This is a genomic window from Arthrobacter sp. Z1-9 (assembly GCF_054792695.1).
In genome coordinates this window covers 2985684-3001386 of sequence record NZ_CP096456.1, presented here as the reverse complement: position 1 = coordinate 3001386, position 15703 = coordinate 2985684, and the positions used below count along the sequence as shown (strand labels likewise).

The following is a 15703-nucleotide window of genomic DNA, read 5'->3' as shown; positions in this document are numbered from 1 at the left end:
TAACCCAAGACTTCAGAATTTAGAGAACAAGAGAGAACAGGGACCATATGTCCAGCGAATCCTCCTTCGGCCTCATGCAGATCGGCCTCGCCACCGCGGAAGACATCCGCGGCTGGTCGTACGGCGAGGTTAAGAAGCCGGAAACCATCAACTACCGCACGCTCAAGCCCGAGAAGGACGGACTCTTCTGCGAGAAGATCTTCGGCCCGTCCCGGGACTGGGAATGCTACTGCGGTAAGTACAAGCGCGTGCGCTTTAAGGGCATCATCTGTGAGCGTTGTGGCGTTGAAGTCACCCGCGCAAAGGTTCGCCGTGAGCGCATGGGCCACATCGAGCTGGCCGCTCCCGTTACGCACATCTGGTACTTCAAGGGTGTTCCGTCACGCCTCGGCTACCTCCTTGACCTGGCACCGAAGGACCTCGAAAAGGTCATTTACTTCGCTGCCTACATGATCACCAGCGTTGATGAAGCTGCCCGCCACGAGGAGCTGCCCAACCTGCAGGTTGAGCACGACATCGAGAAGAAGCAGCTGATCGACAACCGCGACTCCGACATCGCGGCGATCGCCCGTGACCTCGAAGGCGAAATTGCCCGCCTTGAGGGTGAAGGTGCGAAGGCTGCCGACAAGAAGAAGGCCCGCGACTCCGCTGACCGCCAGATGGCCAACGTGCGCAAGCGCGCCGACGCCGACATCGAGCGCCTCGAGCAGGTCTGGGACCGTTTCAAGAACCTCAAGGTCGCCGACCTCGAAGGCGACGAAGGCCTCTACCGCGAGCTGCGCGACCGCTACGGCATGTACTTCGAAGGCTCCATGGGTGCCGAAGCCATCAAGAAGCGTCTTGAAAGCTTCGACATGCAGGCTGAGTCGGACCTGCTGCGCGACATCATCGCCAACGGCAAGGGCCAGCGCAAGACCCGTGCCCTCAAGCGCCTGAAGGTGGTCAACGCGTTCCTGACCACCAACAACAGCCCGCTTGGCATGGTCCTCGACGCCGTCCCGGTGATCCCGCCGGAACTGCGCCCCATGGTCCAGCTGGACGGTGGCCGCTTCGCGACCTCCGACCTCAACGACCTGTACCGCCGTGTGATCAACCGCAACAACCGCCTCAAGCGCCTGCTTGACCTGGGTGCTCCGGAGATCATCGTCAACAACGAGAAGCGCATGCTTCAGGAAGCCGTTGACAGCCTCTTCGACAACGGCCGCCGCGGCCGTCCGGTCACCGGACCGGGCAACCGTCCGCTGAAGTCCCTGAGCGACATGCTCAAGGGCAAGCAGGGCCGTTTCCGCCAGAACCTCCTGGGCAAGCGCGTCGACTACTCCGGCCGTTCGGTCATCGTCGTCGGCCCGCAGCTGAAGCTGCACCAGTGCGGCCTGCCCAAGCAGATGGCACTGGAGCTCTTCAAGCCGTTCGTGATGAAGCGCCTGGTTGACCTCAACCACGCCCAGAACATCAAGTCGGCCAAGCGCATGGTGGAACGCTACCGTCCGCAGGTCTGGGACGTGCTGGAAGAGATCATCACCGAACACCCGGTGCTGCTCAACCGTGCACCTACCCTGCACCGCCTCGGCATCCAGGCATTCGAGCCGCAGCTTGTTGAAGGCAAGGCAATCCAGCTTCACCCGCTGGTTTGTGGCGCCTTCAACGCCGACTTCGACGGCGACCAGATGGCAGTGCACCTGCCGCTGAGCCCCGAGGCCCAGGCTGAAGCCCGCATCCTGATGCTGTCCTCGAACAACATCCTGAAGCCGTCCGACGGCCGCCCGGTCACCCTGCCTTCGCAGGATATGATCATCGGCCTCTACCACCTGACCACCAAGCGTGTCGGTTCAGCTGGCGAAGGCCGCATCTTCGGGTCGGTTGCGGAAGCCATCATGGCCTACGACCTTCATGAGCTGCACCTGAACTCCAAGGTCAAGATCCGTCTCGACGGCTTCGTGCCCTACGCTGGCTGGGAAGCTCCGGAAGGCTGGGAGCCGGGTCAGCCCGCGCTCGTCCAGACCTCCCTGGGACAGGTTCTCTTCAACGAGACCCTGCCTGAGGATTACCCGTGGGTTGAGGACGTTGCTGACAAGGGAGAACTGTCCCGGATCGTCAACGACCTTGCCGAGCGCTACCCCAAGGTTGTTACGGCGGCAACGCTGGACAACCTGAAGGATGCTGGTTTCTACTGGGCAACCCGCTCGGGCGTCACCGTGGCTATCTCCGACATCGAGGTGCCCAAGGACAAGCCGGTGATCCTTGCCGGTTACGAGGAGCGCGCCGCCAAGATCCAGGGCCAGTACGACAAGGGCCTGATCGACGACGACGAGCGTCGCCAGGAACTGATCGAGATCTGGAACAAGGCAACCAACGAGATCGCACAGGCAATGCGCGACAGCCTGTCGCCGATGAACACCATCAACCGCATGGTGTCCTCCGGTGCACGTGGTAACTGGATGCAGGTCCGCCAGATCGCGGGTATTCGTGGCCTCGTGGCCAACCCGAAGGGTGAAATTATTCCCCGTCCCATCAAGTCCTCCTACCGTGAGGGCCTGTCGGTTCTGGAATACTTCATCGCCACCCACGGCGCCCGTAAGGGTCTTGCTGACACCGCGCTGCGTACCGCCAACTCGGGTTACCTGACCCGTCGTCTGGTGGACGTGTCCCAGGACGTCATCGTCCGCGAAGAGGACTGCGGCACCGAGCGTGGCTTGGTCACGCCCATCGCCGTCGCCGATTCCAACGGTGAGCTGGTTCTGGACGAGAACGTCGAGAACAGCGCGTACGCACGCACCTTGGCTGTCGACGTCGTCGATGACAAGGGCAACGTGCTTGCTGCCGCCGGCACCGACTGCGGCGACGTGGTTATCGCCGAGCTGTTCGCGGCCGGCATCACCGAGGTCAAGGTCCGCTCCGTACTCACCTGTGAGTCCAGTGTCGGCACCTGCGCCCTGTGCTACGGCCGTTCGCTGGCCACCGGCAAGACCGTGGACATCGGCGAGGCCGTGGGCATCATCGCCGCACAGTCCATCGGTGAGCCCGGTACCCAGCTGACCATGCGTACGTTCCACACCGGTGGTGCAGTCTCCGCCAGCGGTGGCGACGACATCACCCAGGGTCTGCCCCGTATCCAGGAGCTCTTCGAAGCCCGTACTCCGAAGGGTGTTGCACCGATTGCAGAAGCAGCCGGCCGCATCACCATCGAAGAGTCCGAGCGCCAGATGCGCCTGGTCATCACCCCTGATGACGGAACCGAAGAGATCGCTTACCCGGTCCTGCGCCGTTCACGCCTGCTGATCGAGGATGGCGACCACGTCACCGTCGGCCAGAAGCTGATCAACGGACCGGTGGATCCCAAGCAGGTCCTGCGCATCATGGGTCCGCGTGCGGCACAGAAGTTCCTGGTGGACGAAGTCCAGGGCGTGTACCGCAGCCAGGGCATCGGTATCCACGACAAGCACGTCGAGGTTATCGTCCGCCAGATGCTGCGCCGCGTCACGGTCATCGAGTCCGGCGAATCGGACCTGCTGCCCGGCGAGCTCGCCGAGCGCAGCCGCTTCGAGGACGCCAACCGCCGTGTTGTGTCCGAGGGCAAGACTCCGGCTTCCGGACGTCCTGAGCTCATGGGCATCACCAAGGCGTCGCTGGCCACCGAGTCCTGGCTGTCCGCAGCTTCCTTCCAGGAGACCACCCGCGTCCTGACGCAGGCGGCCATGGAAGGCAAGAGCGATCCGCTGCTCGGCCTCAAGGAGAACGTCATCATCGGTAAGCTGATCCCGGCCGGCACGGGCCTCCCGCGCTACACCGAGGTCACCGTCGAGCCCACTGAAGAAGCAAAGGCCAACCTGTTCACCGGCCCCAGCGCATTCAGTGACTTCTCGTACGACACCCTGGGCGGCGACGGAGCTCCTGAGTTCCACGCCATCCCGCTGGATGACTACGACCTGGGCAACGATTTCCGGTAAGGAAGTTCCGCTGATTGGCTGAAGGGCCCCGCCTCCACGTTTGTGGGGGCGGGGCCCTTCCCCTTTCCCAACTGGGTAGCAGTAAGTGTCGTTTTGAGCTCTCAAAACGACATCTGCTGCTACCCAGTTGGGGGAGCGGACGCCGATTAAGGGGTGGAGAGCGTCCGTGCTAGACTTGTTACCAATTGTTATTGTGGCAGTGGATGAGTGCGCCGGTTCCAGCTGAAAGGCTGAACCAGAGCGACGTTTCCGGTTTGCAGGGTTCTTGTGCAACGTATGCCACATTTTTGCATGCCTAGGGACCATTGAAGACGCAAGTCAGGTCATTCCCTGCGTATGCGATCCGACTATTAAGGCTTCGCCTTCGCCGCCTTGGAGATCTTCTTCAAGGCCCAGGCGGCGGGGCAACGCAAAGGAGAGTGGCCGGAAGCGGCCACTCCGGATAAAACGGAGAACACGAGAGTGCCTACGATCAACCAGCTGGTCCGCAAGGGCCGCACGCCGAAGGTCAAAAAGACCAAGGCCCCCGCCCTTAACGGCAGCCCCATGCGCCGCGGTGTCTGCACCCGCGTCTACACCACCACCCCGAAGAAGCCGAACTCGGCTCTGCGTAAGGTGGCACGTGTGCGCCTCAACGGCGGTATCGAAGTAACCGCCTACATCCCCGGTGTTGGCCACAACCTCCAGGAGCACTCCATTGTGCTCGTCCGCGGTGGTCGTGTGAAGGACCTCCCCGGTGTCCGCTACAAGATCGTCCGTGGCGCCCTCGATACCCAGGGTGTCAAGAACCGTAAGCAGGCCCGCAGCCGCTACGGCGCAAAGATGGAGAAGAAGTAATATGCCTCGCAAGGGTCCGGCCCCGAAGCGGCCGCTAGTCATTGATCCCGTTTACGGCTCCCCGCTGGTCACCCAGCTGATCAACAAGGTGCTCGTCGACGGCAAGAAGTCCACCGCAGAGCGCATCGTTTACGGTGCCCTTGCCGGTGCGCAGGAAAAGTCCGGTGGCGATCCCGTTGCAGCCTTGAAGAAGGCCATGGACAACATCAAGCCGAGCCTTGAAGTGAAGTCGCGCCGTGTTGGTGGCGCCACTTACCAGGTTCCGGTTGAGGTCAAGCCGGGTCGAGCCACTGCGCTTGCCCTCCGCTGGCTCGTGGGCTACTCGAAGGCCCGCCGCGAGAAGACCATGACCGAGCGCCTCCGCAACGAGATTCTGGATGCGTCCAACGGTCTCGGCGCCGCTGTGAAGCGTCGCGAAGACACCCACAAGATGGCCGAGTCCAACAAGGCCTTCGCACACTACCGCTGGTAATACTCCCCGGACGCCGCCGGCTCAACAGAGCCGGCGGCGAACGTGTAGTCCATCCCAAAAGGAGACCCCGTGGCACAGGACGTGCTTACCGACCTTAGTAAGGTCCGCAACATCGGCATTATGGCCCACATTGATGCCGGCAAGACCACCACAACCGAGCGCATCCTGTTCTACACGGGTGTGAACCACAAGATCGGCGAAACGCACGACGGCGCTTCGACCACTGACTGGATGGAACAGGAAAAGGAACGCGGCATCACCATCACGTCTGCCGCCGTGACCTGCTTCTGGGAGAACAACCAGATCAACATCATCGACACCCCCGGCCACGTTGACTTCACCGTTGAGGTTGAGCGCTCCCTGCGCGTCCTCGACGGCGCCGTCGCCGTCTTCGATGGCAAGGAAGGCGTTGAGCCGCAGTCTGAGACTGTCTGGCGCCAGGCTGACAAGTACAACGTCCCGCGTATCTGCTTCGTCAACAAGATGGACAAGCTGGGCGCTGACTTCTACTTCACGGTAGACACCATCATCAGCCGCCTGGGCGCCAAGCCGCTCGTTATGCAGCTGCCCATCGGTGCCGAGAACGACTTCATCGGCGTCGTGGACCTGCTTTACATGCGCGCACTGGTGTGGCCCGGCGATGCCAAGGGTGACGTCACCATGGGTGCGAAGTACGAGGTCCGCGAGATCCCGGCTGACCTCCAGGAAAAGGCCGAGGAGTACCGCGCACACCTCGTTGAGGCTGTTGCAGAGTCCTCCGAGGAACTCATGGAGAAGTACCTTGAGGGCGAAGAGATCTCGATCGACGAGCTCAAGGCCGGCATCCGCAAGATGACGATCAACTCAGAGCTGTACCCGATCTTCTGCGGTTCCGCGTTCAAGAACCGTGGCGTGCAGCCCATGCTCGATGCCGTTGTCGACTACCTGCCGAACCCGCTCGACGTCCCGCCGATGATCGGTCACGATCCCCGCGACGAAGAGAAAGAACTGACCCGCAAGCCGTCTTCGGAAGAGCCGTTCTCGGCTCTTGCCTTCAAGATTGCAGCGCACCCGTTCTTCGGCCAGCTCACCTTCATCCGCGTGTACTCCGGTCACGTGGAAGCAGGCGCCCAGGTGGTCAACTCCACCAAGGGCAAGAAGGAGCGCATCGGCAAGCTGTTCCAGATGCACGCCAACAAGGAAATGCCCGTTGAGGGCGCTACCGCCGGCCACATCTACGCAGCCATCGGTCTGAAGGACACCACCACGGGTGACACCCTGTGCGACTCCGCCAACCAGATCGTCCTCGAGTCCATGAGCTTCCCGGAGCCCGTGATCTCGGTTGCCATCGAGCCGAACACCAAGGGTGACCAGGAGAAGCTCTCCACGGCCATCCAGAAGCTCTCCGCTGAGGACCCCACCTTCCAGGTGTCCCTCAACGAAGACACCGGCCAGACCATCATCGCCGGCATGGGCGAGCTCCACCTGGACATCCTGGTGGACCGCATGCGCCGCGAATTCAAGGTCGAGGCCAACGTTGGCAAGCCCCAGGTTGCCTACCGCGAAACCATCAAGCGCGCCGTCGAACGCCACGACTACACGCACAAGAAGCAGACCGGTGGTTCGGGTCAGTTCGCAAAGATCCAGATCGCGATCGAGCCGCTGGACACCGCCGAGGGCGAGCTGTACGAGTTCGAGAACAAGGTCACCGGTGGCCGCGTTCCCCGCGAGTACATTCCGTCCGTTGACGCTGGTATCCAGGATGCACTAAACGACGGCGTCCTGGCCGGTTACCCGGTTGTGGGCATCAAGGCCACGCTGGTTGACGGCGCGTACCATGATGTTGACTCCTCGGAAATGGCGTTCAAGATCGCCGGCCGTATGGCTTTCAAGGAAGCTGCACGCAAGGCGAACCCTGTCCTGCTCGAACCGCTGATGGATGTCGAGGTCCGCACCCCTGAGGAATACATGGGTGAAGTTATCGGTGACCTCAACTCCCGCCGTGGCCAGATGCAGTCCATGGAAGATGCACAGGGCGTCAAGGTCATCCGTGCGCACGTTCCGCTGTCCGGCATGTTCGGCTACATCGGTGACCTGCGCTCGAAGACCCAGGGCCGCGCTGTGTACTCCATGACGTTCAACAGCTACGCCGAGGTCCCCAAGGCAGTTGCTGACGAGATCATCCAGAAGACCCGCGGCGAGTAGTCTTCGGACTTTCGAAGCGAACAAACTCGGGTGTGCTTCCGTCTGACGGAGGCTACCTGGTGCAGGTGGCCGGTATTCCGGCCGGACGCAGTCCGGTCAAGCCGGGATCCGGCCATCTGCACGAACAGGCTCGAGGGACTAGTATTAGTTCCTGAATCTGCAATTTCACCAATCCAAAGCCCCCCAAGTAGACTTACCTGAGTTTCTGCCGCGACAAGCGCGGCTGAAGGGTATGTCATTTGAAAACGTTCTAGGAGGAACCTGTGGCAAAGGCAAAGTTCGAGCGGACTAAGCCGCACGTTAACATCGGCACCATTGGTCACGTTGACCACGGTAAGACGACGTTGACGGCCGCCATTTCCAAGGTGCTGTACGACAAGTACCCGACTCTCAACGAGAAGCGTGACTTCGCGTCGATTGACTCTGCTCCCGAAGAGCGTCAGCGCGGCATTACCATCAACATCTCCCACGTTGAGTACCAGACCGAGAAGCGCCACTACGCACACGTAGACGCCCCCGGTCACGCTGACTACATCAAGAACATGATCACCGGTGCTGCACAGATGGACGGTGCAATCCTCGTGGTTGCCGCCACTGACGGCCCGATGGCACAGACCCGCGAGCACGTTCTGCTCGCCCGCCAGGTCGGTGTTCCCTACCTGCTGGTCGCACTGAACAAGTCCGACATGGTTGACGATGAGGAACTGCTGGACCTCGTTGAAATGGAAGTTCGTGAGCTCCTCAGCTCGCAGGGCTTCGATGGCGACGAAGCACCGGTTGTCCGCGTTTCCGGCCTCAAGGCACTGGAAGGGGACCCGGAGTGGGTCAAGTCCGTTGAGGACCTGATGGCTGCTGTTGACGAGTCTGTTCCGGACCCCGTACGTGACCGTGACAAGCCGTTCCTGATGCCTATCGAGGACGTCTTCACCATCACCGGCCGTGGCACCGTTGTTACGGGCCGCGCCGAGCGTGGAACCCTCGCCATCAACTCCGAGGTCGAGATCGTTGGCATCCGCCCGGTCCAGAAGACCACGGTTACCGGTATCGAGATGTTCCACAAGCAGCTCGACGAAGCATGGGCCGGCGAGAACTGTGGCCTCCTGCTCCGCGGTCTGAAGCGCGATGACGTAGAGCGTGGCCAGGTTGTCGTCAAGCCGGGTTCCATCACCCCGCACACCGACTTCGAGGCTAACGTCTACATCCTCTCCAAGGACGAAGGCGGACGTCACAACCCGTTCTACTCCAACTACCGCCCGCAGTTCTACTTCCGCACCACGGACGTAACTGGCGTTATCACCCTGCCCGAGGGCACGGAAATGGTTATGCCTGGCGACAACACTGAGATGACCGTTGCGCTCATCCAGCCCATCGCCATGGAAGAGGGCCTCGGCTTCGCAATCCGCGAAGGCGGCCGCACCGTTGGTTCAGGACGCGTTACCAAGATCAACAAGTAATTCTTGTTGAACTGAAGAACAGCCCCGCTGCTACCTGCAGCGGGGCTGTTCTTTTTGGTTAACCCCTGCCTGATACTGTTGCTGGACCGAAAGGAGTTCATCATGGGATGGCTTATTTTTCTGATCATCGCAGTCGCCGTGGTTGCCGGCGTGTTCTGGGCCAAGAAGCACTTCCGCCACGAGATTGACCGCGCCAAGCGGATCAACCGGGCGAACAAGAACCAGTAGCGGGGCGGGGCTAAGCGGCTAACCTGCCGCGGCCCGGCGTGCCTTGCTGAGCGCCTGGTACCAGTAGAAGGACTGCTTTGGCGTTCGCTCCAGCGTTTCGAAGTCCACATGGACCAGGCCGAAGCGCTGGGAATACCCGGCTGCCCACTCGAAATTGTCCATCAGGGTCCACACGTAGTAGCCGCGCAGGTCCACGCCCGAGGCCATCCCGCCGGGCGAGGTGGCGGCCAGGGCCGCGCGCAGGTGTGACGCGATGTAATTCACCCGGTCTTCATCCTGGACAGGCCCGGACACCTGGTCAGGCTCCGGGAAACTGGCTCCGCCTTCGGTGATGTACACCGGAGGGAGCGCATCGCCATACCTGTCCTGCAGTTCCTTGAGCAGGATGCCCAGATGCTCAGGAGCCACCGGCCAACCGAAGCCCGTGTGGTCAAACTCCGGGTAGCCCACCTCATGGAAGGGAAGCCTCGCTACCGCCTTATGCGTATTGGCGGGAATAGGCGTCACCCCACGGCCCAGCGCGACCTTGACCGGGAAGTAGTAGTTGAGGCCGTAGAAGTCGAGCGGCTGGTGGATGGTGCGCAGATCGGCGTCCGAAATCCGGCCGATGGACCGGAGCCAGGGCCTGGCGTACAGGGGCAGGTGCGGATAGCGGCCCAGCAGCACGGGGTCGGCGTAGATCCTGTTCATCAACAGGTCGTAGAGGTTGGCCACCAGCCGGTCGCCGATCTTCCGGGACGCGGGGCGGACGGGTGCATGCAGGTTGGTCACGCCCACCGTGCCGGTTACACCGGCCGCCCGCAGGGCCTGTGCACCGAGACCGTGGGCCAGGAGCTGGTGGTGGATCACCGGGAGGGCATCGAACATCAGGGTGTGGCCGGGGGCGTGGACGCCCAGGGCGTAGCCGTTCAAGGTCACCGAGAGCGGTTCGTTGAGTGTCACCCACTGCGCCACCCGGTCCCCGAAGCGTTCGCCGGCGGCGGCGGTGTACTCACCAAACCGTTCGGCTGTTTCACGGTTCATCCAGCCCCCGCGGTGTTCCAGCGGCAGGGGAGTATCCCAGTGATAAAGGGTGGCCATCGGGGAGACGCCGGCCGCCAGCAGCTGGTCGATCAGCCGGTCATAGAAGTCCAGCCCCTCGGCGTTGAGCCTTCCCCGGCCCTCGGGCTGGATTCTTGGCCAGGACAACGAGAAGCGGTAGGAGTCCACAGCGAGTTCCTGCAGGAGGGCAATGTCCTCGGGCAGGCGGTTATAGTGGTCGCAGGCTACCGCGGGGGAGTGCCCGTCCATAATGCTGCCGGGCTTCTCGGCAAATGCGTCCCACCCGGACGGTCCCCGCCCGCCCTGGGCCAGGGCTCCTTCGATCTGGAAGGCTGCGGCTGCGACGCCCAGGGTGAACGACGGCGGCATGCGGCTGGCCAGTTCGGTCACGGATTCGGTGCTTTCCAGCGTCATGCCCCTATCATCCATTCCGGTGTTGCCGAAGGCAATGACTCCGCGGACTGGCCCGTGGAAAGGGCCAATTCGCTTCTGGCGCCAAATTCCGGCATACTAGATGAGTTGTTCAAGCGCTTCTTCGTGTCCCGATCCGGATAATGCCGGGTGCCAGGGTCCAAGTGGAAGACCAAACATAACCCCCTCCCCATGGAATTGCGGATTTGTATGCGTGCCAAGCGCGACACGCCCGACCGCGGGGGTCGGTTACGCCGGCAAGGTGAGGAACCCGGATTCATCCGGATTCAGTTTGTGCGGCGGATGGTGGTTACGACCTCAATTGCTTCGGCAGCCATACAACGAGTAAGTGAACAGGGCAGCCCCAACCGGGGGAAGCACAGACTGAAAGAGAGTCAGGCGACATGGCGGGACAAAAAATCCGCATCCGGCTGAAGTCATACGACCACGAGGTCATTGACGTTTCAGCTCGGAAGATCGTTGAGACGGTCACGCGCGCAGGCGCAACGGTAGTTGGCCCCGTGCCGCTGCCGACGGAGAAGAACGTGTACTGCGTCATCCGCTCTCCGCACAAGTACAAGGACAGCCGCGAGCACTTTGAAATGCGCACGCACAAGCGTCTTATCGACATCATCGATCCCACGCCGAAGGCTGTTGACTCGCTTATGCGTCTCGACCTGCCGGCAGACGTGAACATCGAAATCAAGCTGTAGGGAGGTGCTGAGAGACTATGACCGCAACCCGTAACGTAAAGGGCCTGCTGGGCACGAAGCTCGGCATGACCCAGGTCTGGGACGAGAACAACAAGCTCATCCCCGTCACTGTGGTCCAGGCAGATTCGAACGTCATCACCCAGCTGCGCAACGCAGAAGCTGATGGCTACGTAGCCGTACAGATCGGCTACGGCCAGATCGATCCCCGCAAGGTCACCAAGCCGCTGGCTGGTCACTTTGAGAAGGCAGGCGTCACGCCTCGCCGCCACGTCGTCGAACTCCGTACCGCAGATGCTGCTGAGTACGAGCTGGGCCAGGAGCTCTCCGTAGAGGTCTTCGAAGCCGGCCAGAAGATCGACGTCATCGGCACCACCAAGGGTAAGGGCTTCGCCGGTGTTATGAAGCGTCACGGCTTCCACGGCGTTGGAGCTTCCCACGGTGCCCACAAGAACCACCGTAAGCCCGGTTCAATCGGTGGCGCATCCACCCCGAGCCGCGTCTTCAAGGGCATGAAAATGGCCGGCCGCATGGGCGCCGTTCGTCACACCACGCTGAACCTCACGGTTCACGCGGTTGACGTCGAGAAGTCGCTGCTCCTTATCAAGGGTGCCGTTCCCGGCGCCCGCGGCCAGGTCGTACTCGTACGCACCGCCGTGAAGGGAGCCTAGTTCAATGGCTAACACTGTCCAGGTTGACCTGCCTGCAGAGATCTTCGACGTTCAGACCAACGTGCCGCTGCTGCACCAGGTTGTCGTCGCCCAGCTCGCTGCTGCTCGCCAGGGTACCCACAAGACCAAGACCCGCGCTGAAGTTTCCGGTGCAGGACGCAAGCCGTTCAAGCAGAAGGGCACCGGCCGCGCCCGTCAGGGTTCCATCCGTGCTCCTCACATGACCGGCGGTGGCATTGTCCACGGTCCCACCCCGCGTGACTACAGCCAGCGCACCCCCAAGAAGATGATTGCTGCTGCACTGCGCGGCGCACTGTCTGACCGGGCGCGTAACGGACGCATCCACGTTGTTGCGGAACTGGTTGAGGGCTCCAAGCCGTCCGCCAAGGCCGCACTTGCAACGCTGGCCGGCGTTTCCGACCGCAAGAACCTGCTGGTTGTCATCGAGCGCGCCAACGATGTTGCTGCACTGTCCGTGCGCAACCTCGCCGGTGTTCACGTTCTGTACGCAGACCAGCTGAACACCTACGACGTTCTCGTGTCTGATGACGTTGTCTTCACCAAGGCTGCCTACGAAGCATTCGTTGCCGGCAAGGCAGTGGCAAAGAATGAGGAGGATGCCAAGTGAGTGCAGCCACCATCAAGGATCCCCGCGACGTCGTGCTTGCGCCCGTCGTGTCGGAAAAGAGCTACGGCCTGATCGACGAGGGCAAGTACACCTTCCTGGTGGACCCCCGGTCGAACAAGACCGAGATCAAGCTGGCCGTGGAGAAGATCTTCTCCGTCAAGGTCGAATCGATCAACACCATCAACCGTGCCGGTAAGCGCAAGCGCACCAAATTCGGATGGGGTACCCGCAAGAACACCAAGCGTGCGATTGTCACCCTCAAAGAAGGCACTATCGACATCTTCGGCGGTCCGCTCGCGTAGCGGAGACCACTTTAACGAGGAAATAAATTATGGGAATCCGTAAATACAAGCCGACTACCCCGGGCCGTCGTGGCTCGAGCGTAGCGGACTTCATCGAAATCACGCGGTCGACGCCGGAAAAGTCGTTGGTACGTCCGCTGCCCAAAAAGGGCGGCCGTAACAACACCGGTAAGATCACCACCCGTCACAAGGGTGGCGGACACAAGCGCCAGTACCGTCTGATCGACTTCCGTCGCCACGACAAGGACGGCGTTGACGCCCGCGTTGCTGAAATTGAGTACGATCCGAACCGTACGGCTCGCATCGCCCTCCTGCACTACGTTGATGGCACCAAGCGTTACATCATCGCCCCGAACAAGCTGTCCCAGGGTGACTTCGTAGAGGCAGGTGCCAACGCTGACATCAAGCCTGGCAACAACCTGCCCCTGCGCAACATCCCCGTGGGTACCGTTATCCACGCAGTTGAACTGCGCCCGGGTGGCGGCGCCAAGATGGGCCGCTCCGCCGGTGCATCGATCCAGCTCGTCGCAAAGGAAGGCCGCTTCGCCCAGCTGCGTCTGCCTTCCGGTGAAATCCGCAACGTTGACGTGCGCTGCCGCGCAACGGTCGGCGAGGTGGGCAACGCCGAGCAGTCGAACATCAACTGGGGCAAGGCCGGCCGTATGCGCTGGAAGGGCGTCCGCCCGACCGTCCGTGGTGTCGCCATGAACCCGGTTGACCACCCGCACGGTGGTGGCGAGGGCAAGACGTCCGGTGGACGTAACCCCGTCAACCCGAACGGTCAGCGGGAAGGCCGCACGCGCCGCCCCAACAAAGAGAGCGACAAGCTTATTGTTCGTCGCCGTCGTACTGGCAAGAACAAGCGATAGGAGCCTGGACACATGCCACGCAGCCTGAAAAAAGGTCCCTTCGTTGACCAGCACCTCTTTGTGAAGGTGGATAGGGAAAACGAAAAGGGCACCAAGAACGTTATCAAGACCTGGTCCCGCCGTTCGATGATCATCCCCGACATGCTCGGGCACACGATCGCCGTACACGACGGACGCAAGCACATCCCGGTGTTTGTCACTGAGTCGATGGTCGGGCACAAGCTCGGCGAATTCGCTCCCACGCGGACATTCCGCGGCCATGTCAAGGACGACCGTAAGGGCAAGCGCCGCTAGGCGCCTGCACTTACGTCAAAGACGAGAGAAGGAAAGCAATGGAAGCCAAGGCAATTGCGCGCCACATCCGCGTAACGCCTATGAAGGCCCGGCGCGTCGTCAACCTTGTTCGTGGTTTGCAAGCGAATGAGGCTCTGGCAATTCTGAAGTTTGCCCCACAGGCAGCTTCAGAGCCGGTATTCAAGGTAGTTCAGTCGGCAATCTCCAACGCCCGGGTCCTCGCGGACCGCGACGGCCTGGCGTTTGACGAAGGCGACCTCATCATCAGCGAAGCGTTTGTTGATGAAGGCCCGACCATGAAGCGGTTCCAGCCGCGTGCCCAGGGTCGCGCATTTCAGATCAAGAAGCGCACCAGCCACATCACCGTGGTAGTCGCTACCCCGGAGAAAGAGGAGGCTCGCTAAGTGGGACAGAAAGTAAACCCGCACGGGTTCCGACTCGGCATCACCACCGATCACGTATCGCACTGGTTCGCTGACAGCACCAAGGCCGGCCAGCGGTACAAGGACTTCGTTCGCGAAGACATCCGCATCCGCCAGCTCATGTCCACGGGCATGGAGCGCGCCGGTATCGCCAAGGTTGAGATCGAGCGCACCCGTGACCGTGTCCGCGTGGACATCCACACGGCCCGCCCGGGCATCGTCATCGGCCGCCGTGGAGCAGAAGCAGACCGCATCCGCGGCGAGCTCGAAAAGCTCACCGGCAAGCAGGTCCAGCTGAACATCCTCGAGGTCAAGAACCCCGAGATGGAAGCACAGCTTGTTGCCCAGGGCGTTGCTGAGCAGCTGACTTCACGTGTGGCTTTCCGCCGCGCAATGAAGAAGGCCATGCAGTCCGCACAGCGTGCAGGTGCCAAGGGCATCCGTATCGCCTGCTCGGGTCGACTGGGTGGCGCTGAAATGTCCCGCTCGGAGTTCTACCGCGAAGGCCGTGTGCCCCTGCACACCCTCCGCGCGAACATCGACTACGGCTTCTACGAAGCCAAGACCACCTTCGGCCGCATCGGCGTGAAGGTTTGGATCTACAAGGGTGACGTCACCGCCAAGGAACTGGCCCAGCAGGCCGCTTCCGCCCCGTCCCGTGGCCGCGGTCCCAGCGACCGTCCGGGCCGCCCGGGCGGCGCTGACCGTGGTGACCGCCGCCGTCGCAACGACCGTCCGGCCGCTGACGCAGCTCCTGCTGCCGAGGCTCCGGCAGCTGAAGCTGCTGCTCCGGCAGCAGAAGGAGGACAGGCTTAAATGCTTATCCCACGTCGAGTCAAGCACCGTAAGCAGCACCACCCGGGTCGTTCCGGCGCTGCTACGGGCGGCACCAAGGTCTCCTTCGGTGAGTACGGCATCCAGGCCCTGAGCCCGGCATACGTCACCAACCGTCAGATCGAATCCGCCCGTATCGCGATGACCCGCCACATCAAGCGTGGCGGTAAGGTCTGGATCAACATCTACCCGGACCGTCCCCTCACCAAGAAGCCTGCCGAAACCCGCATGGGTTCCGGTAAGGGTTCACCGGAATGGTGGGTCGCAAACGTCAAGCCGGGTCGGGTTCTCTTTGAGATCTCCGGCGTCGAAGAATCGGTAGCACGCGAGGCCCTGCGCCTGGCAATCCACAAGCTCCCGTTGAAAGCACGCATTCTGCGTCGCGAAGGTGGTGAATAG

At 61.9% G+C, this 15703-nt stretch carries 16 protein-coding genes; 15 read left to right on the top strand and 1 reads right to left on the bottom strand.

Features of this window, described 5'->3' with window-relative positions; genetic code table 11:
- Window positions 1-47 precede the first annotated feature (47 nt).
- The 6 genes from M1D93_RS13900 to M1D93_RS13875 all read left to right on the top strand — a co-directional run bounded on the left by M1D93_RS13900 (window position 48) and on the right by M1D93_RS13875 (window position 9122).
- On the top strand, window positions 48-3947 hold the full coding sequence (locus M1D93_RS13900) for a DNA-directed RNA polymerase subunit beta' (RefSeq protein ID WP_461172069.1): 3900 nt from the start codon (window positions 48-50) through the stop codon (window positions 3945-3947).
- A 462-nt stretch (window positions 3948-4409) separates the two neighbouring features.
- A complete protein-coding gene (rpsL, locus tag M1D93_RS13895) occupies window positions 4410-4784 on the top strand; it encodes a 30S ribosomal protein S12 (RefSeq protein WP_018773658.1) in 375 nt (124 codons plus the stop codon).
- 1 nt (window position 4785) lies between these two features.
- Entirely contained in the window at window positions 4786-5256 is a 471-nt protein-coding gene (gene rpsG / locus M1D93_RS13890) for a 30S ribosomal protein S7 (protein ID WP_124091059.1), read from the top strand.
- Between the two features lie 69 nt (window positions 5257-5325).
- Window positions 5326-7440 (top strand): elongation factor G, encoded by a 2115-nt coding sequence (gene fusA, locus M1D93_RS13885; protein ID WP_461172068.1) that lies wholly within the window; start codon window positions 5326-5328, stop codon window positions 7438-7440.
- A 263-nt stretch (window positions 7441-7703) separates the two neighbouring features.
- Window positions 7704-8894: an elongation factor Tu gene (tuf, locus tag M1D93_RS13880; RefSeq protein WP_163161890.1), complete on the top strand. Its 1191-nt coding sequence runs from the start codon at window positions 7704-7706 to the stop codon at window positions 8892-8894.
- A gap of 102 nt (window positions 8895-8996) precedes the next feature.
- The gene (locus M1D93_RS13875) at window positions 8997-9122 is read left to right on the top strand and encodes a hypothetical protein (protein ID WP_255470686.1); all 126 of its coding nucleotides are present in this window, start codon (window positions 8997-8999) and stop codon (window positions 9120-9122) included.
- Window positions 9123-9140: 18 nt separating this feature from the next.
- Here M1D93_RS13875 and M1D93_RS13870 read toward each other — a convergent pair whose 3' ends face one another.
- The gene (locus M1D93_RS13870; RefSeq protein WP_461172067.1) at window positions 9141-10577 is read right to left on the bottom strand and encodes a GH1 family beta-glucosidase; all 1437 of its coding nucleotides are present in this window, start codon (window positions 10575-10577) and stop codon (window positions 9141-9143) included.
- Window positions 10578-10978: 401 nt separating this feature from the next.
- On the opposite strand from M1D93_RS13870, the gene rpsJ reads away from it, so the two are divergent.
- The 9 genes from rpsJ to rplP are packed head-to-tail and all read left to right on the top strand — an operon-like array spanning window position 10979 to window position 15703.
- Entirely contained in the window at window positions 10979-11287 is a 309-nt protein-coding gene (gene rpsJ, locus M1D93_RS13865; RefSeq protein WP_003803825.1) for a 30S ribosomal protein S10, read from the top strand.
- A 17-nt stretch (window positions 11288-11304) separates the two neighbouring features.
- The gene (gene rplC / locus M1D93_RS13860; RefSeq protein WP_013601833.1) at window positions 11305-11955 is read left to right on the top strand and encodes a 50S ribosomal protein L3; all 651 of its coding nucleotides are present in this window, start codon (window positions 11305-11307) and stop codon (window positions 11953-11955) included.
- A 4-nt stretch (window positions 11956-11959) separates the two neighbouring features.
- A complete protein-coding gene (gene rplD, locus M1D93_RS13855; RefSeq protein ID WP_461172066.1) occupies window positions 11960-12583 on the top strand; it encodes a 50S ribosomal protein L4 in 624 nt (207 codons plus the stop codon).
- Complete coding sequence (gene rplW, locus M1D93_RS13850) at window positions 12580-12885, top strand: 50S ribosomal protein L23 (RefSeq protein ID WP_011692807.1); 306 nt, start codon at window positions 12580-12582, stop codon at window positions 12883-12885. Before rplD ends, rplW begins: the two co-directional genes overlap by 4 nt.
- A 29-nt stretch (window positions 12886-12914) precedes the next feature.
- Window positions 12915-13754 (top strand): 50S ribosomal protein L2, encoded by an 840-nt coding sequence (rplB, locus tag M1D93_RS13845; protein ID WP_009358305.1) that lies wholly within the window; start codon window positions 12915-12917, stop codon window positions 13752-13754.
- 12 nt (window positions 13755-13766) lie between these two features.
- A complete protein-coding gene (rpsS, locus tag M1D93_RS13840) occupies window positions 13767-14048 on the top strand; it encodes a 30S ribosomal protein S19 (RefSeq protein WP_011692805.1) in 282 nt (93 codons plus the stop codon).
- Between the two features lie 38 nt (window positions 14049-14086).
- Window positions 14087-14452 carry a 50S ribosomal protein L22 gene (rplV, locus tag M1D93_RS13835; protein WP_461172065.1) on the top strand — a complete coding sequence of 122 codons (366 nt, stop codon included), beginning with the start codon at window positions 14087-14089 and terminating at the stop codon, window positions 14450-14452.
- The gene (gene rpsC, locus M1D93_RS13830; protein WP_142038804.1) at window positions 14453-15286 is read left to right on the top strand and encodes a 30S ribosomal protein S3; all 834 of its coding nucleotides are present in this window, start codon (window positions 14453-14455) and stop codon (window positions 15284-15286) included.
- Window positions 15287-15703: a 50S ribosomal protein L16 gene (gene rplP, locus M1D93_RS13825; protein WP_013601829.1), complete on the top strand. Its 417-nt coding sequence runs from the start codon at window positions 15287-15289 to the stop codon at window positions 15701-15703. It abuts the gene before it with no gap.